General features: G+C 74.6%; 18 protein-coding genes. 7 read left to right on the top strand and 11 right to left on the bottom strand.

Features of this window, described 5'->3' with window-relative positions; genetic code table 11:
- Positions 1-15 precede the first annotated feature (15 nt).
- The 8 genes from ACZ3I3_RS26655 to ACZ3I3_RS26690 are packed head-to-tail and all read right to left on the bottom strand — an operon-like array spanning position 16 to position 9,451.
- Complete coding sequence (locus ACZ3I3_RS26655; protein WP_467369118.1) at positions 16-1,125, bottom strand: GNAT family N-acetyltransferase; 1,110 nt, start codon at positions 1,123-1,125, stop codon at positions 16-18.
- Entirely contained in the window at positions 1,122-1,772 is a 651-nt protein-coding gene (locus ACZ3I3_RS26660; protein ID WP_467369119.1) for a YveK family protein, read from the bottom strand. Before ACZ3I3_RS26660 ends, ACZ3I3_RS26655 begins: the two co-directional genes overlap by 4 nt.
- Complete coding sequence (locus ACZ3I3_RS26665) at positions 1,769-2,920, bottom strand: glycosyltransferase (protein ID WP_467369121.1); 1,152 nt, start codon at positions 2,918-2,920, stop codon at positions 1,769-1,771. The genes ACZ3I3_RS26660 and ACZ3I3_RS26665 overlap by 4 nt, the downstream gene beginning before the upstream one ends.
- On the bottom strand, positions 2,917-3,678 hold the full coding sequence (locus tag ACZ3I3_RS26670) for a polysaccharide deacetylase family protein (RefSeq protein ID WP_467369123.1): 762 nt from the start codon (positions 3,676-3,678) through the stop codon (positions 2,917-2,919). Before ACZ3I3_RS26670 ends, ACZ3I3_RS26665 begins: the two co-directional genes overlap by 4 nt.
- A complete protein-coding gene (gene murJ, locus ACZ3I3_RS26675; RefSeq protein WP_467369125.1) occupies positions 3,662-5,521 on the bottom strand; it encodes a murein biosynthesis integral membrane protein MurJ in 1,860 nt (619 codons plus the stop codon). Before murJ ends, ACZ3I3_RS26670 begins: the two co-directional genes overlap by 17 nt.
- On the bottom strand, positions 5,518-6,870 hold the full coding sequence (locus tag ACZ3I3_RS26680; RefSeq protein WP_467369317.1) for an O-antigen ligase family protein: 1,353 nt from the start codon (positions 6,868-6,870) through the stop codon (positions 5,518-5,520). Before ACZ3I3_RS26680 ends, murJ begins: the two co-directional genes overlap by 4 nt.
- Positions 6,867-8,291: an exopolysaccharide biosynthesis polyprenyl glycosylphosphotransferase gene (locus ACZ3I3_RS26685; RefSeq protein ID WP_467369127.1), complete on the bottom strand. Its 1,425-nt coding sequence runs from the start codon at positions 8,289-8,291 to the stop codon at positions 6,867-6,869. The genes ACZ3I3_RS26680 and ACZ3I3_RS26685 overlap by 4 nt, the downstream gene beginning before the upstream one ends.
- Positions 8,288-9,451: a glycosyltransferase family 4 protein gene (locus tag ACZ3I3_RS26690; protein ID WP_467369129.1), complete on the bottom strand. Its 1,164-nt coding sequence runs from the start codon at positions 9,449-9,451 to the stop codon at positions 8,288-8,290. The genes ACZ3I3_RS26685 and ACZ3I3_RS26690 overlap by 4 nt, the downstream gene beginning before the upstream one ends.
- 403 nt (positions 9,452-9,854) lie before the next feature.
- Between ACZ3I3_RS26690 and chpG the strand changes: the two genes are divergently transcribed.
- The 7 genes from chpG to ACZ3I3_RS26725 all read left to right on the top strand — a co-directional run bounded on the left by chpG (position 9,855) and on the right by ACZ3I3_RS26725 (position 14,016).
- Positions 9,855-10,094, top strand: coding sequence for a chaplin ChpG (gene chpG / locus ACZ3I3_RS26695; RefSeq protein WP_351407078.1), 240 nt, complete (start codon positions 9,855-9,857; stop codon positions 10,092-10,094).
- A 159-nt stretch (positions 10,095-10,253) separates the two neighbouring features.
- On the top strand, positions 10,254-10,919 hold the full coding sequence (locus tag ACZ3I3_RS26700; RefSeq protein WP_467369132.1) for a hypothetical protein: 666 nt from the start codon (positions 10,254-10,256) through the stop codon (positions 10,917-10,919).
- Between the two features lie 107 nt (positions 10,920-11,026).
- Entirely contained in the window at positions 11,027-11,308 is a 282-nt protein-coding gene (locus ACZ3I3_RS26705; RefSeq protein ID WP_467369134.1) for a hypothetical protein, read from the top strand.
- Positions 11,305-11,910 carry a vitamin K epoxide reductase family protein gene (locus ACZ3I3_RS26710; protein WP_467369136.1) on the top strand — a complete coding sequence of 202 codons (606 nt, stop codon included), beginning with the start codon at positions 11,305-11,307 and terminating at the stop codon, positions 11,908-11,910. The genes ACZ3I3_RS26705 and ACZ3I3_RS26710 overlap by 4 nt, the downstream gene beginning before the upstream one ends.
- A 135-nt stretch (positions 11,911-12,045) precedes the next feature.
- Complete coding sequence (locus ACZ3I3_RS26715; RefSeq protein WP_467369138.1) at positions 12,046-12,564, top strand: hypothetical protein; 519 nt, start codon at positions 12,046-12,048, stop codon at positions 12,562-12,564.
- Positions 12,565-12,674: 110 nt separating this feature from the next.
- Positions 12,675-13,166, top strand: a complete 492-nt coding sequence (locus ACZ3I3_RS26720; protein ID WP_467369140.1) for a tyrosinase family oxidase copper chaperone — start codon at positions 12,675-12,677, stop codon at positions 13,164-13,166.
- Positions 13,150-14,016 carry a tyrosinase family protein gene (locus ACZ3I3_RS26725; RefSeq protein ID WP_467369142.1) on the top strand — a complete coding sequence of 289 codons (867 nt, stop codon included), beginning with the start codon at positions 13,150-13,152 and terminating at the stop codon, positions 14,014-14,016. Before ACZ3I3_RS26720 ends, ACZ3I3_RS26725 begins: the two co-directional genes overlap by 17 nt.
- Positions 14,017-14,128: 112 nt before the next feature.
- Here ACZ3I3_RS26725 and ACZ3I3_RS26730 read toward each other — a convergent pair whose 3' ends face one another.
- The 3 genes from ACZ3I3_RS26730 to ACZ3I3_RS26740 all read right to left on the bottom strand — a co-directional run bounded on the left by ACZ3I3_RS26730 (position 14,129) and on the right by ACZ3I3_RS26740 (position 18,244).
- The gene (locus ACZ3I3_RS26730; RefSeq protein ID WP_467369143.1) at positions 14,129-14,410 is read right to left on the bottom strand and encodes a chaplin; all 282 of its coding nucleotides are present in this window, start codon (positions 14,408-14,410) and stop codon (positions 14,129-14,131) included.
- 207 nt (positions 14,411-14,617) lie between these two features.
- On the bottom strand, positions 14,618-15,577 hold the full coding sequence (locus ACZ3I3_RS26735; RefSeq protein ID WP_467369145.1) for a D-2-hydroxyacid dehydrogenase family protein: 960 nt from the start codon (positions 15,575-15,577) through the stop codon (positions 14,618-14,620).
- 189 nt (positions 15,578-15,766) lie between these two features.
- A complete protein-coding gene (locus tag ACZ3I3_RS26740; protein ID WP_467369147.1) occupies positions 15,767-18,244 on the bottom strand; it encodes an ABC transporter permease in 2,478 nt (825 codons plus the stop codon).
- Positions 18,245-18,726 lie beyond the last annotated feature (482 nt).

The following is an 18,726-nucleotide window of genomic DNA, read 5'->3' on the forward strand; positions in this document are numbered from 1 at the left end:
CGGCGGCAGGCCAGGTCAGGGCCTGCCGCCACGGTCGCGCTCGCGCAACCGGCGCACCAGCTCCTTGCCCCGCCGGCGCGCCGCCGCATCCCACATCGCCGCCGACAGCAGCGGTGCCGTGCGCCGCCGGGCCAGCAGCAGCCGCCGGTTCACCACCGGCAGCGGGCGCCAGTGGTGCTTGTACGGCTCGTTGCCGCGCAGCAGGCTCAGCGCGCCGACCGTGCCGTCCTTGGTGTGGGCGGCGGTCGCGTCGAGCAGCATCGCCGCCACGTCCGCCTTGCGCTCGCGCAGCACCGGATGGGCGCCGTACAGATAGCCGCCCGCGAGCCGGGGCGAGAGCAGCGTCAGGTCCACGGCCACCACCTCCTCGTCGAGCCGGAATTCGGTGACCACCGCGTCCCCCGAGCGCACCATCGGCCCGACCGACCGCACCAGATGCTCCCGGAACCGCGTCCGCAGATGCTCCGACGTCACCTTCCGCCCCTGCCACTGCAGCCGGTGCAGCTCCAGCAGCCGCAGCAGCGCCGCCTCGACCTCGCCGGGGTCGACGACATGGCGCTGGATGCCGAGCGCGTCGATCCTGCGCAGCTTGGCGCGCAGCCGCTGCTGGGTCTTCGACGGCAGCCGGGCGATCAACTGGTCCATGGGCACGGCCGGCAGTTCCAGGCACACCGAGTCGTCCACCCGGCTCCGGGGCCCGGGCCACCGCTCGTAGACCCGCTCGGCCGCGCCGCCGGGCCGTACCTCGCGCAGGTCGATCAGCGCGGTGCGGGCGGCGTCCGACAGCGCGCCGGTGAGCGCGGCCAGTGCCCCCTCGCCGTGCTCGTCGTCCAGCAGCACGTCCCCGTAGTCGGAGATCGTCCCGCCGAGCGGCACCAGCGCCGGAAGCGGCCGTCGTACGCCCATCAGCGGGGCGGCGGCCACGAGCGCGCCCCCCGCGCCGCCCTCGCGCACCACGACCAGCCGCAGCCGGCCGCGCCCGCCGTACGACTGCCACCACGAGTGCAGCCAGGCGTGGCTCTGGAACGGCGTGGCGGACGCGTACCGCCGGTGCAGCCGGGTCCAGTCGGCGGCCAGGGCGGCGAAGACGCGCTCGTCGGTGACCAGTTCCGCCGTGTACGTCACAGCTGCCCGTGCGCGTCGGCGGCGACGGCCGGGCCCGGCACGGCGGCGGAGGGTCCGCTGCCGTCGGCGGCCCGCCGGGGCCGGACCAGCAGCACCAGCCCGCCCAGCAGCCCTCCCGCGCTCGCGCCGACCAGGCCCGTCACGCTCGCGGAGGCGGAGGACGGCTCGGCGGGCGGCACCGCGCGGGCGAACTGCTGGAGTTCGACGTGCGTGGACCGCTTGGTGTCGGCGGCGTGCCGGGTCAGCGCGCGGGACACGGCGTTGGCCATGTCCGCGGCCAGGTCCGGGCGGGCGGAGGTGGCCGTGACCGCCACCATCGGCGCGTCCGGCGAGGTCGCCGTGCGGACGCTCTCCTGCAGCGTCCGCACCGGCACGCCCGCCCACACCTGCGCGTCCCCCAGCACCGCGAGCTGCGGGGCGACCCGGCCGTAGGCCTGCGCGAACCCGAGGGCGGCGGCGGTGTCGGACTTCGGTTCCGGCACGGCGACGACATAGCTGGTCGCCGTGTACTCCGGTGTCCTGACCAGGCCGTAGCCACCGCCGAGCAGACCGCCCGCCACGGCCCCGGCCGCGAGCAGCGACCAGGGGGGCAGGGACCTGGCGAGGGCGGTGACCGGGCGGTGCTGCCGTGCGGGGATGTCGGTCATGAGGTGCGGACTTCCTGGAACGAGGGGGACAGGGGACGGCAGACCGCGCCGGCGTACACGTCCATGAGCCGGGCGGCGCTGCGGGTGATGCAGTAGTGACGGGCGGCCTCCGGCGGCGTGCGCGCCGCCGGGCCCTGCCGTCGTACGTCCGTCAGGGCGCGGGCGTACGCGTCGGGGCCGCCCGTGACACGCCGGGCGGCGGGAGCCGCGGACGGGGGCAGGTCCTCCAGGGCCGGGCAGGAGGCGTAGAGCACCGGCAGGCCGGACGCCAGCGCCTCCACGATCGCCAGGCCGAAGGCCTCCTCCGGGGACGGCGAGGCGAGCACGTCCATCGCGGAGACCAGCGAGGGCAGGTCGGGACCGGGCGAGCCGTCGGGGACGCAGGGGCGTTCGCCGGTGAACAGCACACGGTCGGCGACCCCGGCCGCCCGGGCGGTGCGGCGCAGCACGTCCTCCTCCGGGCCGCCGCCGACCAGCACCAGCCAGTGGTCCCGGGGCAGCTGCGACAGCGCCCGGACGAGCACGCCGAAGCGCTTGCCGGGGGCGAGACGGCCGACGGCACCGATGACGTACGCGTCCTGCGGCAGGCCGAGCTGACGGCGGGTCTCGGCGCGGCGGGCAGGGTCGAAGCGGAAGCGGGCCAGGTCGATGCCGTTGGGCACGACCTCGATGCGCGGCGCGGGCACGCCCCAGCGCCGCAGCCGCGCGGCGACCGTGGGGGAGACGGCGACCGTGGTGTGGCCCAGCCGCTCGCCCGCCAGGTACAGGGCGCGGACCCCCGCGTTCAGCGGGCGGCCCTCCATCTGCGAGTCGCCGAGGGAGTGTTCGGTGGCGACGACCGCCCGGACACCCGCGAGGCGCGCCGCCAGCCGGCCGTAGAGGCAGGCGCGGTAGAGGTGGGTGTGCACGAGCCCGTAGCCGCCCGCGCGGATGATCCGGACCAGGCGGGGGAGTACGCCCAGGTCACGGTTGCCGGTCATGCCGAGGTGCAGGACGCGCACCCCGTCGGCGGTCAGCCCGTCGGCCACCGCGCCCGGGTTGGTCAGTGTCACCACGTCGCAGTCGACGGGCAGATGCCGCAGCAGCAGCCGTAGTTGCTGCTCGGCACCGCCCACGCCGAGCCCGGTGATGATGTGCAGGGCCCTCACGACGGCTCCTCGACGGGTCGGCGGCGCAGCCGGTGCAGCCGGTACTTCAGGGACAGCCGTACGGCGTTGTCGTTCTGGCCGATGTGCACCCGGGGCAGGGCGTGCGGGCCGCCGACCGGGCCGGGATCGATCGCGCAGCCGTACGCGTACCCCGCCTCCCGTACGGCGTCGACGGCACGCCGGTCGACCGTGCCGTACGGGTAGCAGAAGCCGGCGGGCGCAGCGCCGGTCAGCTCCGCGAGCACCGCCCTGCTGCCCGCGACCTCCGACTTCAGGACGACGTCGTCCGCCTCGGTGAGGTCGACGTGCGTGAGGCCGTGCGAGCCGATCTCGACGCCCTCGGCCGCCGCGTGCCGCACGCCTTCGGCGGTCAGCAGCGGCTTGCGCGGGCCCAGCGGGTCCCAGGAGTTCTCCCCGCCGAGCCGGCCCGGCAGCACGAACAGGGTCGCGCCGCAGCCGTGGCGGTGCAGGACCGGCAGTGCCTCGGTGACGAAGTCGGCGTAACCGTCGTCGAAGGTGAGCCCGACCAGGTCACGGCCCTCGCCCCGGGCCCGGGCGGCGAGCAGCTCGGCCATGGACACACCCCGCAGGCCGCGCCGCCGCAGCCAGCCGAGCTGCCGGTCCAGCCGTTCGGGCGTGACCGTGATGCGGTACGGGTCGTCCGAGGGGTCGCCGACGGAGTGGTACATCGCCACGAACAGGACCGGGCCGGGTCTGACGCGGGCGCGGGTGTCCGGGGTGTCAACGGGAGCGGCCATGGGAGAGCCTTCGTGAGACGGAACGGAGGGATGTCAGCGCGGTGACGCAGCCCTGGTCGCCCAGGGCACGGCCGAGCAGGAGGAAGACGACGGCGACGGTGAGCGCGCCGGCGGCGAGGGCGGGGACGCCTTCGGAGACGACATGGGTCGCGACCCACGCGCCCGCGCTGGTCGCGGCCGCCGCCGCGACCAGCGGCCCGGCCAGCTCGAAGAGCACGCGCCGGGTGCGGATCGGGATGCTGCGCGGGCCCATGCCGGCGAGCAGCAGCGCGGCCGTGACGGTGATGCCTGCGGCGTTGGCGGCGGCGATGCCGCTGACGCCCCAGGGGCCCACCGCGCACGCGCCGGTGACGGCGGTGACCGCGAGTCCGGCGGCCATCGCGCCGAGCGGGTACCAGGTGACCCGGCCCGCCGAGAAGTACGAGCGGGTCAGCGCGCCGACCAGGGTCTGCGCGAGCAGTCCGACGGCGTACACGCGTATCACCCGGACCGTCGCCGCCGTGTCCTCCCCGGTGAACGCGCCCCGCTGGAAGAGGAGTTCGATGATCTGCGGGGCGCAGGCCACGACGACGGACGCCCCGGCCAGCACCAGACAGGCGGCCAGCGCCAGGTCGCGCTCCACGCGGCGGCGGGCCCGCTCGGTGTCGCCGTCGGCCAGGGCCCGTGCCACGACCGGGAAGGTGACCGTGACCAGCATCAGCGACAGCGTCATCGGGATCTGGGCGACCTTCTGCGCGTAGTTCAGGTGCGAGATCGCGCCCGCGGGCAGGGTGGAGCCGAGGAACCGCTCGATGAGCACCTGGGACTGACGGCACAGCGCGAACAGCAGCACGGCGGCGAGAAGCGCCGGCCCCATCGCCAGGCCGCCGACGTCTGCCGCCCCTGCGGTGCCCTCCGCAGTCCCTGCGGGGCTCTTCAGCGTGCCTGCGGGGCCCTCCGTCGTGCCTGCGGGGCTCTCCAGCGTGCCCGCGGGGCCCTCCACCGTCCCTGCGGGGCCCGCCACCGCACCGGGAGGTCTCTCCGGCGCTCCGGCGGGTCCCTTCGCCGACTCGGACCGCAACTCCCGCCACAGCACGGGCAGTTGCGCTACGATCATCAGGCAGCCGCCCGCCGCGACCCCGACCGCCGCAGCGCGCACGCCCCACCGTCCGCCGAGGACGAGCACCGCGGCGATGATGCCCGTGTTGTAGGCGACGTAGATGGCCGCCGGGGCGAGGAACCGCCGGTGCGCGCGCAGGGCCGCGCTGCAGTACCCGGCGAGTCCGAAGCTCAGGACGCAGGTCGCGGTGATGCGGGTGCAGTCCACGGCGAGCGCGGGGTCGGGCAGCCCCGGCGCCAGGACGCGCACGAGCTGCGGGGCGGCGAGGACCAGCAGCACGGCGACGCCGGTGAAGGCCAGCGCCAGCCGGGGCAGCGTGGCGGCGACCAGCGCGCGGACCGGGTCGCCGGGAACGCCCCGAGTCCGCCGCGCCAGGGCCATGCTGAACGCCGGGATCAGCGCGATGGCCAGCCCGTCCTCGATGAGCAGCGTGGCGGCGAACTCCGGCACCGTCCACGCCACGAGAAAGGCGTCCGTCTCGCTCCCGGCCCCGAACATCCGCGCCAGCGCCTGGTCGCGCAGGAGTCCGAGCAGGGCCCCGGCGACGGAGAGGAGGGCGGTGAGAAGCGTGGCGCGGGCGAGAAAGCCGCTGGTCACGGGACCGTCCGAGGCCCGGACCGGCTGGGGAGCCGTCTCCTCGTTGGTGCTGGTGCTGGTGCTGGTGCTGGTGCTGGTGCTGGTGCTGGTGCCGGGGGCGGGACCGGGGCCCGGGCCGGCACCGACGTGCGGAGGCGTCACCGTCATCGTGCCGGTGCCTCCTGCGCCACGCCCCGCGCGCCCGCCCCGGCAGGGTCCCGCTCAGCCGCCCGGGATCCGTCCCCGTCGGCCAGCCCCCACCACGCCGCCAGCCCGAAGCACATCGCCGTCAGCACGGTCGACGGCCCGCCGATGTCGGCGTACGCGAAGTCGGTCAGCTGCCAGATCAGCAGCCCGCAGGCGACCAGCCCGCAGTCGAGCCCGGGCCCGGCCGCCCGCCGGGTCCGCCACAGGGCGCGCACGGCGCACACCAGCAGCGCCAGCCAGCCGCCCGCCAGCGCCAGCAGCCCGACCAGCCCCTGCTCGGCCAGGATCAGCAGGTACATGTTGTGCGGGGACAGCAGCGGCTGCTTGCGGAAGGCCGCACCGGCGCCCTCCGTGTCGCTGCCCGCCGACAGTGCCAACGAGGCATGGCTGTCACGGTGTTCGGGGAAGCCCTTGAGCCCCACGCCCGTCAGCGGATGCTCGCGCCACATGCCGGTCGCCGCCGCCCACATCGTGTACCGGTCGGTCACCGACTGGTCGGGCGCGTCGGCCACCCGCGTGATGCTGCTGATCCGCTCCTGGAGCATCGCCGTACCGAGCCCGAAGCCCCCCACCAGGACCACGGCGGCCGCGGCCAGCACCGCCCCGGCCGTCAACGCCCGCCGCAGCCCGGCCAGCAGGAGCTGCACCGCGCACGTCACCGCCGTGGCGATCCACGCCCCGCGGCTGAACGACAGCGCGAGCGGCGGCAGCAGCACCAGCGCGCACGCCAGGGCGACGACCCGCTGCCGCACCGGCGCGCTGCCCAGGGCCAGACCCATCGCGCACACCAGCCCGAGGGAGACGACCGTGGCCATCCCCATCACGTCCTGCGCGCCGAAGGTGCCGACGGCCCGGACCGGCCGGCCCTGGTACGAGGCGCCGGTCCCGGTCGCGTACTGGTGCACACCGACGGCCCCCTGCCACACCGCGAGCCCCACGAAGGACCAGGCCAGCAGCCGGAAGTCGCGCCGGTCCCTCAGGAGCAGCAGCACGGTGGCCGGGACCAGCACGAAGACCTGGAGGTAGCGGCCGAGGCCGGTGAGCCCTTCGCCCGGCGACACCGCGCCCATGGCGGCGACGGCGACGCCGAGCACGGGAAGCCCCAGCACCACGGCCGCCGTACGGGACAGGGGCCGCCGCCGGTCCCGGACGAGACGGACCGCGCAGTACAGCACGACCAGCGCGGACGCCGCGTCGGCCGGTCCGGCGCCGCCCTCGCCTCCCGGCCCGAGCGGCAGGGCGAGCAGGACGACGACGGCCGGCAGGGGGAGGACGGGCGCAGCGGCCCCAACCCGGGTCAATCCGCTCAGCTCCCCGTCGGACGCACGAGCGCGGCCGCCGTCCGCAGCAGGATGCAGACGTCCTGCCACAGCGACCGGTCGTCGATGTACGCGTTGTCGAACCGGGCCCGGTCCTCGATCGAGGTGTCACCGCGCAGGCCGTGCACCTGCGCGAGGCCGGTGATGCCGGTCCGGACCCGGTGGCGGGCCGCGTAGCCCGGGTAGGTCTGGCTGAACTGGGCGACGAAGTAGGGGCGTTCGGGCCGCGGGCCGACCAGGCTCATGTCGCCGCGCAGGACGTTCCACAGCTGGAGCAGTTCGTCGAGCGAGGTGCGGCGCAGGAAGCGGCAGAACCACGGCATCCGGCGTTCGTCCGCCACGCTCCAGCGGGTCGCCGACTCGTGTTCGTCGACGGGGCGGTGGGTGCGGAACTTCAGCAGGGTGAAGGGCCGCCCGTCCTTGCCGATCCGTTCCTGCCGGAAGACGACCCCCGGCCCGTCGCCGGCCCGCAGCACCACGGCGCACACCAGCAGCAGCGGGCTGACCAGGAGCAGCAGCGTCCCGGAGACCACGACGTCGAGCGCCCGCTTGGCGGCACCGCCGTGCCGCTCCGCCCCGAGGTCCAGGCGACGGCAGGAGAACCCGGCGAGCCGGTCCCGGGACCGGTACGACGGCGTGTCGGGGTCGACCTCCCACACCGCGCAGCCCGACTCGGCGAGCGCCCGCAGCAGGGGCCCCTGCCCCGTCCGCACGGCGGGGTGCACGGCCAGCACCTCGCACACCCCGTTCTGGATGAGCGCCCGCTGGACCTCCTCGCCCGTGGTCAGCACGGGCAGCCCCTCGCCGCCGTCCGGCTCCTCGGTGACGATCCCCACCGGCCGCACCCCGCACCGGGGATGACGCAGCACGGCCGCCGCCACGCGCTGCGCGGTGGCCGCGGGCCCGACGACGAGCGCGGCCCGCGGCCGGCGCAGCAGACCGGCCCGCCGCCACGCGTACACCGCGCCGCGCCCGGCGCAGCCCGCCGCCGTCTGGAGCAGAAATCCGGCGATCAGTGTCCGGGCCGGCAGCGCCTGGTGCGGGGCGTACGCCGCCGCCGACGCCCCGAGCGCCAGCCAGGCCACGGCGATCCGGCCGCACACGGCGGGCAGTTCGTCGAGTACGGCCGGCACGCGGGCGGGCCGCAGCGGCCGCAGCAGCAGCGAGGCGGCCACCAGCAACGCCACCAGCAGCGGGCGGCGCTCGGCGCCGGAGAGCGCCAGCGTCCCCAGCAGGGCGGCGACGCCGTCCGCGGCGAGCAGCGGCAGCGGTGACGCGGTCCGGGCCGGGGGCCGCCGGGCGGGCAGGCGGAAGTCCGCCGCGCCGCCGCGCGGCGGCATGACCGCCACGGGCGGGAAACCGAGGTTCCGTGGTTGCCCGGCGGGAGTGGGAACGGTGCTTTCCGCGGTCACGAGTGGACTGACTCCCTGTACTCGGTGGACACGGCGGGCGCGTCCAGGAGTTCGCGGTACACGTCCGCGACCGCCTGAGCCGTACGGCGCACGTCGTGCGTGGACAGGACGTGCCGGCGGCCCTGGTCGCCGAGCGCCGCGCGCAGCGGCGGGTCCAGCAGCAGCGCGGTGACGGCCCCGGCCAGGGCCGCGGGGGCCAGGGCGGGCACCAGGCAGTGCGGCGCGAGGCCGGGCGGCAGGCTCTCCCGGGCCCCGCCCACATCCGTCACGACCACCGGCCGCCCGCACGCCATGGCCTCCAGCGGCGCCAGAGCCATGCCCTCCCACCGCGAGGGCAGGACGACCAGATCCGCCGCCTGGTACCAGGGCACGACGTCGGTGACGTCCCCCGCGAACAGCACGGACCGGGGCGCCATGGCCCGCAGCCGGCCGTGGTCGGGGCCGTCCCCGACCAGCACCAGCCGCGCCCCGGGCACCTGCCGCAGCACGGCGTCCCACGCCGCCAGCAGGACGTCCTGCCCCTTCTGACGGCACAGCCGCCCCACGCACACCACGAGCGGCTGCCGCGGATCGACGTCCGGCAGCAGCTCCGCCCGTACGGCGTCCACGGCGGCCGGACGGAAGCGTTCGACGTCGATCCCGTTGGGGACGACGCTCCACCGTCCCCGGACCCCCGCCGCCGCCCCGAGCCGGCGCTCCGCCTCACTCACGCACACCGTCCGCCCCGCCCACCGCGCCCCCCACCGCTCCCAGCCGCGCGCGAGAGCCGCGCCGGCCCCGCGGACCGCCTCGAACGACCAGGCGTGCGGCTGGAACACCGTCGGGATCCGCCCCCGCACCGCGAGCCGCCCGGCCAGCCCGGCCTTGGCGCTGTGGGCGTGCACCAGCCCGGGCCGTACCTCCCCGACGACGCGGGCGAGCCGGCGCACCTCGTCCGGCAGCGCCGGCCCCGGCGCGCGCGTCGCCGGCCAGTGCCGTACGTCCGCGCCGAGCGCCGCGAGCCGGGCCGCGAGGGGACTGTCGGGGCAGGCGACCGTGATGTGCAGGCCGGCGGCGAGCTGGGCCCGGGCCAGGTCCGTCACGACGTGGGCGACCCCGCCGTCCACGGGCTGGGTGACGTGCAGGATCCGTGGCGGAGGGTCGGTCGGTGACAGGTGCATGCGCGGTTTTCCTCGCTCACGGACGGCGCTCGGGACGGCGGGAACGCGCCTCACTGCCGGGTGCCGGCCGTGCCGATGAGCGCGCCGGCGCACGCCGCGTTCCGCAGAGAAACGAGCCGGAAGGCCACCTGGTCACCACCACACCGCAGGGCTTCGCGGAACGTGGTCTCCTCCCTCGTTCCTGAGTGCGATCGGCTTGCTGTAGGGGTGCGTTGAGAGGTGTGCAACTCTAATTGCGATCAGTACTTTTCCGGCGAAACCGGGCGTGTGTGTCGGAGCCGTGAAGACGGCCCGTCCGGCGAGATCACCCCTTTGGCGGCACAACTCGCGCAGACGCCACCGCGTTGACACAGCGCCGGGCACCCGCCCGGATGTTTGTGTCAACCCCAAGGAGCACCTCTCCATGTCGCGTATCGCGAAGGGCCTGGTCCTGACGTCCGCTGCCGCTGCCGCCGTCGCGGGCAGCACCGGCATCGCCACCGCCGACAGCGGCGCGCAGGCCGCCGCCGCTCACTCCCCGGGCGTCCTGTCCGGCAACGTCGTCCAGGTTCCGCTGCACATCCCGATCAACGTCTGCGGCAACACGGTCGACATCATCGGCCTGCTGAACCCGGCGTTCGGCAACGAGTGCGAGAACGACTGACGTCGTTGCGGAACCCTGTGGCCGGCCGCCCTCCCGTGGGACCCACGCGGGAGGGCGGCCGGTCGGCGTTGCCCCGAACGGGGGCCGGTTCGGTTGCGGAGCCTCGCGGGCGCTCGCACGGTGGGCACAAGATCCGACGCTCCACCGAAAGGAACCCCCATGCGCCTGCCCGCACGGCGAATCGCGACCTGCGCGCTCAGCGCCACACTGCTGCTCGGGGTCACCGGCCCCGCCGCCCTGGCCGCCGACAGCGCCCCGGCCCTTGAGGACACCCGAGCGGCGTCCCGGGCCCCCGTCCCCGACGCGGACGAACTGCTCGGCCAGGTCGAGGGCCTGAGCGTCCTCGGCGGCGTCCTCACTCCGGCCACCGACCTGCTGGAGGCCGTACTCAAGGCGGACAACGGCCAGCTGCCGCCCTCGCAGGCGGCCAAGCTCGGCACGGGCGTCAAGGACGCCATCGCCCAGGCGAACGTGGCGGACGCGTCGGACGCGTCGGACGCGGCGACCGCGGCGACCGCGGTGAACACCACTCAGCCGGACATCCCGGCGTCGGACGACCCCGCGTCCAACGCCAACACGCTGCCCGCCCCGGTCGAGGACCGGCCCGAGGTGCCGGGGGGCCTCACCGCCGAAGCGATGACCGCCCTGGACAAGGCCACGGACGGGCTGCTCAAGGCCGCCACCTCCGGCGACACCGCCAAGGTCACCCCGGCCGTGCAGGGGGTCGTGGCCGGCCTCGTCGACGTCATCGCCGCCACCCTGCTCGGCAGCGAACTGCCCGCCCCGACCCTGGCGAACTCGCCCTCCCTGCCGAAGACCCCCTGATCTCATATGAGGTTCCGGCGACGGGGTTTCCGCTCCGGGCAGGCCTCGTTAGGCACGGCGTCAGAATTCCCCGCCGGCGACACCGCTCGCCGAAGAAAGGATTCACGATGAAGTCCCTGAAGGCCGCCGCCGTCGTTGCCGGTTCCCTGGTCGTCGCGGGTGGCGCCGCCCCCGCCTTCGCCTACGACCCCGCCGACGTCACCCCCACCAGCCTCAACGGCGCCGTCAACGCCCTCACCCGCGAACCCATCGACCCGATGCCGCTCAAGCACCAGTCGAACGCGCTCGACACCGAGAACAAGGACTCCGTCCTCAGTACCGTCAAGCAGGCGACCACCGAGCTGAACTCCAACGGCGGGCTCCTCGGCGGTCTTCCGCTGCCGAAGTGACCCCACCCGCGCACGCCGGAGCGCGCACGGCGGGCGCCGGCCGGGCGTTCGCCCTGCTGCTCGTCGTCACGGGAGCGGCCGGGCTGCTGGCGTCCTGGGTCATCACCCTCGACAAGTTCAAGCTGCTGGAGGACCCGGACTTCACACCGGGATGCAGCCTGAACCCGGTGGTGTCCTGCGGCAGCGTCATGGAGAGCGGCCAGGCCGAGGCCTTCGGGTTCCCCAACCCGATGCTGGGACTGGTCGCCTACGGCGTCGTCGTGTGCGTCGGGGTGAGCCTGCTGGCCGGCGCCCGGTTCCCGCGCTGGTACTGGCTGGCCTTCGACGCCGGCTGTCTGTTCGGCGTCGGGTTCGTGTCCTGGCTCCAGTTCGAGTCGCTGTACCGGATCGACGCGCTGTGCCTGTGGTGCGCTCTGGCGTGGGCCGCGACGATCCCGCTGTTCTGGTACGTGACGTCGTTCGCCGTGCACCAGGAGTTCCTGCCCGCGCCCGGCCCGGTGCGGCGCTTCCTCGACGAGTTCACCTGGGTGCCGCCGGTGCTGCACCTCGGCGTCGTCGGGATGCTGATCCTGACGCGCTGGTGGGATTTCTGGACGAGCTGACGGTCACCCGCCGGGGCCCCGTCCCGTCCGTCGTATTACTGCGGCAGTCGGGGGAATTGTGCGCTGGTGCGGTTCCCCGGCTCGTTACTCGGTACGCACGCTGAGCCCCGACACGCGAAAGGGACCGTACCCCAGATGAAGTCGACCACCCGAGGAACCCTCGCCGCAGTGCTGACGTGTGTGGCGGCAGCGGCCGGCGCCGCCGCCGCGACCCCCGCCGCCGCGGTCGGCACGGTCCCCGTCCCCCTCCCGCTGGGCGGCGCAGAGAAGGCCCTCAACGTGGAACTGCCCGAGGCCACCGGGGAACTCCCCGTGCCGATGCCGGGCGCTCCCGACGGCCCCCGCTACGTCGAGGGCCGGCTCATCCCGGAGCGGGTGATCCCGCAGCTCCCGGTCCACGGCGGGCTGCCCGGCGCCGATGTGCGGGCGCCCCTGCCGCACATCCTCGGCGCCGGCTTCGACCACATCGGCGTCGACGCCCCGGCATCCGACCTGCGGACGCTCGCGCCGGGGGTGTCCGTCGACGCCCCGCTCACCGAGCCCAACGCGGAAGGCTTCGGCCTGCCCCAGCCGAAGCTCCCGCAGGCCGGCGTGCTGGGCCCGCTGGTGCAGACGGTGCCGACGGCTGACCTGGGAGTCGGCCCCGGCCTGTAGGGCGGCCGTCAGGCCGTACCGGGCGTTCTCGTGTGGCCCCCGTGGTGGTGACCACGGGGGCCTTCGGGCTGTTACCGCTACGACAGCCGAGCGGAGACGAGGAGCACAGGATGGTCGTAGGAGTCGGCGGAGCACCGGTGGGAGCGGAAGCCGGGCCGGCCGGGGACGATGCCGCGCGGCACACGCGGCGGGGCCTGCTGCGCGGGCTGGCACTCGCGGCACTCGGCGCCGCGGTCGTGCCCGTCGTCGTGGCCTCACGGGCCGAGGAGCCCGGGGACAAGAACACGGACCTGCGGGCCGGTGACGACATGTTCGAGGAGGTCTACCGCGGCCGGCGCATCCGCGGCATCCCGGTCCCCTCGCCGGAGCAGCCCGTCGGGGACGTGGAGTGGCACGTCACCGTGGACGGCCGTCCGCTGCACCTGATGCGCCGGGCCGACGGCAGCTGGCTGAGCATGGTCGACCACTACCGCTCCTATCCGACCCCGCTGGCGGCGACCCGCGCGGCCGTCGACGAACTGGGGCCGGGGCAGCGCCTGCGCGCCCCCGGCGGCCACGGCCCGGGCCACCTGGAGGGGGGAGCCCATGGCGTACACGCGTAAGGACGTCAGCTCGCTGACCCGGACCGAGAAGCGGCGGTTCGTGAAGGCGCTGCTGGAGGTGAAACGGCGGGGCGAGTACGACGAGTTCGTGCGGACGCACATCGAGTACTACACCGCCGACGGCGAGAACGGCCTGCGCACGGCCCACATGGCGCCCTCCTTCCTGCCCTGGCACCGGCAGTTCCTGCTGGAGTTGGAGAAGGCGCTGCGCCGGGTCGACGCGTCGGTGTCGGTGCCGTACTGGGACTGGACACGCGACCGTACGGCCACGTCCGCGCCCTGGACCGCGGACCTCCTCGGCGGCACCGGGCGGCGCTCCGACCGACAGGTGATGACCGGGCCGTTCGCCTACGCGGAGGGCAACTGGACCATCAAGGAGGGCGTGACCGACGAGGAGTTCCTCACCCGGGACCTGGGCCGCGCCCGCGACCCGATCCAGCTGCCCACCAGGAGAGAGCTGGAGTGGGCCCTGAAGGACCCGGTCTACGACGTCTCGCCCTGGGACTCCACGTCGGCCAAGGGCTTCCGCAACAAGCTGGAGGGGTGGGGGAGCGGGCGGGGCAGCGCCTCCTGGCGCAACCACAACCGGGTGCACCGCTGGGTCGGCGGGGCGATGGTCGGCGGTGCCTCGGTCAACGACCCCGTCTTCTGGATGCACCACGCCTTCATCGACCTGGTGTGGTCCCGCTGGCAGCGCCGCCATCGCAACCACCGCTACCTGCCGGCGAAACCGCCCGGGGCGGACAGCGAGCAGTACCGGCGGGTCGTGGCACGGCACGAGCGGCTGCCGCCGTGGGACGTGACGCCGGACGAGCTTGAGGACCACGGGCGGTTCTACCGCTACGCGTGACCGTGTTCTCTCCGGTCCTGTTCTTCTCGCTCATGCGGAGAGCCCCGGCGCTCGAGGTGCCGGGGCTCTCCGTGTGTGCACGGGACGGGTGCACGGGGGTGGTGCGTGCGGGTCAGTGACCGTACCCGTGGCCACCGTGGTGGCCCTTGTGGTCGTCCTTGTTCTCGCACTCGTTGCCGAACGCCGGGTTCAGCAGGCCGATGATGTTCACCGTGTTGCCGCACAGGTTGATCGGAACGTGGACCGGGACCTGGACGACGTTGCCCGAGAGGACGCCCGGCGACCCGACGGCCGTGCCCTGGGCGCCCGCGTCCGCCAGGGCCATGCCGGCCCCGCTGAGTACCACGGCACCCGTGCCGAGAGCGACACCGGCTGCCTTCGCGATGCGAGACATCACGTTCTCCTTCTGACTCGATGAGCACGGCGGCAGGAGGTGCCGCCGCACTTCCCGTTCAACGCGCCCGTTCACGGCGGGTCACGGCGATCACGGCCGGATCACCCGTCTTGGAGCCGCCATGTGGGCCGTCAGGGGAACGGCCGGGGGACGAACGGCCGGGGAACGAACGGCCGGGGAACGGCCGGGGCACGTCGGCGGGAACGCTCAGGGCAGCCGCCGCACGGGTGCGCCGTCGAGGAACGCGCGGATGTCCTCCACGGCCTGGCCGTAGTAGGTGGCGTAGTTGGCGCGGGAGACGTAGCCGAGGTGCGGGGTGGCGAGGAGGCGCGGGGCCGTGCGCATCGGGTGGCCGGCCGGGAGGGGCTCGACGTCGAAGACGTCGATGCCGGCGCCCGCGATACGGCCCGCGTGCAGGGCGTCGAGGAGGGCGTCCTGGTCGATGATCGCCGCACGCGAGGTGTTGACGAGATACGCCGTCGGCTTCAGGAGGGCGAGTTCGGCGGCGCCGAGCAGGCCGCGGGTGCGGTCGCTCAGCGCGAGGTGGACCGAGACGAAGTCGCTGTTCGCGAGCAGGTCTTCCTTCGAGGGAGCGAGTTCCACGCCCACCTCGTCGGCGCGTTCACGGGTGAGGTTCTGGCTCCAGGCGTGGACCTCCATGCCGAAGGCGAGGCCCACCTGTGCGACCCGGCTGCCGATCTTCCCCAGGCCGAGCAGCCCGAGGCGCCGGCCGTGCAGGTCCGCGCCGACCGTGCTCTGCCAGGGGCCGCCGGAGCGCAGGGCACCGCTCTCCTCGACGATGCCGCGGGCGAGGCCGAGCAGCAGCGCCCAGGTCAGTTCGACGGGCGGGGTGGAGGAACTGGCCGTGCCGCACACCGTGACGCCGTGTTCCTCGGCGGCCGCGTAGTCGATGACCGAGTTGCGCATGCCGGAGGCGACGAGCAGTTTCAGCCGGGGCAGCCGGGCGATCAGCGACCCGGGGAACGGCACGCGCTCGCGCAGGGTCACGACGATGTCGAAGTCGGCCAGTGCCGCGGCCAGGGCGTCCTCGCCGTCGATGTGACGGTCGAAGGACACGACCTCCACGTCCTCCGCGACCACCGACCAGTCGGCGCTCTCGGCCGCCACCTTCTGGAAGTCGTCCAGCACAGCACAGCGCAGCCGCACGTCATGCCCCTCTCACGGCCCGGGGTCCGGTCCACGGTTCGGTTCCTGGGGCCATGATCGCCCTTGAGTGGGCGAGGTGGGAAGCCTGTTCCCGTCGGTCGGCGCGGTGACGCCGCCGTGCGCAAGCCGTGACACGGTCGCGGCTCACGCCTCCGGCCGGGTGTGATCCCCCCCCGGGCGCGGCGGCGGTCACGAGACGGCCTTCGCCAGGCCCCCGGGTGTGGCGGCGGAGCTTCGCAGGGCCAGCAGACCGGCGAGGGTGACCGTCGCGACGGTGATCACGGGTGCTCCGGCGGCCAGCGCGGTCAACGGGCCGCCGGCCAGGGCCGGTACGGCCGAGCCGGTGAGCGCGATGCTCAGCGGGACCAGTACGGACCCGCAGACCAGGGCCGCTAGCAGCAGCGCGAGCGCACAGGTCAGCACGGCCTCCCAGGCCAGCATCCGCAGGACCTGCGCGGACTGTGCGCCGGCCAGCCGCAGCAGGGCGAACTCCCGGCGCCGGCCCGCCGTCGCCATGCTCAGGGTGTTCACCACGGAGACAGCGGTGAACAGGTTGATCATGACCAGGAGCAGCAGGACGAACAGGTTGGCGCCGGATCCCGGGGCGCTCCCGGTGTCCCCGTCGCCGACTCGTGCGCCCGGGAAGTCCGCTGCCAGGGCCCCGAGTTCCCTCTCGACCGCGCTCCGATCGGCTCCGGGGGCTATCCGTACGAGGACGGTGTCGTCCAGCGGGGCGGCCGCGTGCCGGGCCGCCGATGAGCGGGGCAGCAGCGCGTCGGCGAAACCGCGGTCGCGGGAGTAGACGGCCGCGACGCGGTACGTGTCCCTGCCGCCGTCGTCCCAGTCGACCCGGACACGGTCACCGACGGTGACCCCCAGGCTCGCCGCCGCGCTGTCGCCGAGAGCCACGGACGTGCCGCCCAGGCGATCGAGCGACCCCTCGTGGACACCGAGGTCCAGGAGACGCGGCACCGCCTCTTCCCGCATGCCGACGAGGCTGCCGCCGATGAGGGAGGCGGCGTCGCCCTCACCGGCCTCCGCGCGGCTCAGCTCGCCGCCCACGGACAACTGCCCGGAGGCCGCCGCCACGCCGGGCAGCCGGGCGGCTCGCTCCGCGAAGCCGGGCGCGATGCCCGGCCCGGCCGCGGACACCACATGGTCGGCGACCAGCCGCTCCCGCTCCGCCCGCCGTGCGCCCTCAGAGGTGACCAGCGGTACGCAGAGCAGCGTGCCGGTGAGGGAGACGGACAGCACGAGCGGGGTCACCGTGGCCGCCAGCCGTACGTTCTGGCGCAGGAGGTTGCGGACCGCCAGCGCGCCGTCCCGGGGCAGGACCTGCCGCACCGGAACCAGCAGCACGGCACCGGCGACCCGGCAGATCAGCGGTGCCAGGAGCGCCACCCCGACCATCAGAACGAGCACCATGCTCTCGGCCGTACCGTCACCACCGTCCAGACGGCCCGCCGCGACCGCGCCGAGACAGCCGCCCGCGCCGGCCAGCACGCACACCCCGAGCAGCACCCGCCGCCACCCCAGCCTCGGTTCCGGGGCGGCCGACTCGCGCAGCACCTCAACGGGCCGCACCCGCGAGGCCCGCCGCGCGGCCGCGAACGCCGCGAGCTGCGCCACGGCCGCGGCCAGGCCGACCGTCGCCCAGGGCGCGACCGGCCCCACGGACAGCGGGAAGGCCGGGGGCAGCACCTCGCCGTTCACCAGGACCCGGTGCAGCAGCGCGGCCACACCGATCCCGCCCGGCACGCCGAGGAGCGCCGCCGCCAGGGTCACCAGGAGGACCTCTACCGCGATCATCCGGCGGATCTGCCCGTTGGTGGCCGCCACGGCCCGCAGCAGCCCGATCTCGGTCAGCCGCCCGGCGACCGCCAGCGTCAGCGTGCCGGAGACGACGAACCCCGCCACGAACAGCGACAGCGCCCCGAACGTCCCGACCAGCGAGGAGAGCACCGACGCCGGCGACGGCACGTCCCAGAACTCCGCGTCCGCCCGGCCGGCGCCGGTGGCGACCACCACGGTCCCGGAGTCGTCCCCGTACAGGCCGGCGACGGTCTTCTCCACCTGCCGCCGCAGCGCCTCCGGGTCCGTCGCGCCCTTCGCCAGGACGCCCAGTGCCCGCACCGGCTGCGCCGACTGTGCGAGCCGCGCCGCCTCGCGGGGAGCGTGGAACACGGCGTACTGGCGCGCCGGCTTCCGGGGCGGGTCGGCGACGCCCGACACCCGGTACGAGCGCAGCCCGTCCGGGCCGGTCAGCCGTACCGTGTCGCCCACCCCGGCGCCGAGCCGCCCGGCCAGGACGCCGTCCAGCACGACGTCCGAGTCGTCGGCGGGGGCGCGGCCCGCCCGTAGTGGGAAGGGCCCGAGGACGGCGCTCTCCCACGAATGCCCCAGGGAGGGACCGTCCCAGGGCGCCTCGACGGTCCTGCCCGACGCGTCCACCGCCGTGGTGGGGAAGGACAGTTCGGGGACGGCCCGCTCGACGGACGGCAGCCCGTCCAGCGCCGTGCGGAGCTCCTCCGCCCGGGGCACGAACGGCTGCCCGCCGACGACCACGTCCGCTGCCGCGTAACGCTCTGCGGGGGAGCCGGCGCGCGTGCCCGATTCCAGCAGAACGGCACACGCCGTCGTCATGACGAGCGCGAGCACGAGTGCCACAAAACTGGCCGCCCAGCTTGCCCTGCGGCCCGAAAGGGTCCGCCATGCGAGTCGTATCACGGGTGCCTTTCAAAGCGGGCGGGATTTCACTGCGGTGGGCGCTGAAATCCTATCGAGACACGTGCTGCTGAACGCCATATTCCGTGTCAGGCCGTGGATATGGCCGATTCGAATACCCGGATCCGTGTGTTTTTCATGCTGATTCCCCGCCGTTCCCCGCTCGATCTCACCCTGTGGGGCGCCGCCCTGGGGCCCGGCGCAACCACACGCGCCCAGGGGCTCTCACGCCGGTGCCAACTTGGCTGCTTCCCTGTGCTTGCTTTACCGAATGCGTCATTGACTCGCGAGTCGACTTCCGGAGATGTCGAAATCAACTGGTCAGCAGTTGAAAGGTGGAGGGACGGGCCGCTCGTAGGCCATTCGGGGGTATCAAGGTGCGGTGCGGCATTGGCACGGTGAATATGGGCAACGGCGCCTGATCC

The organism is Streptomyces sp. NPDC016851 (assembly GCF_055562795.1).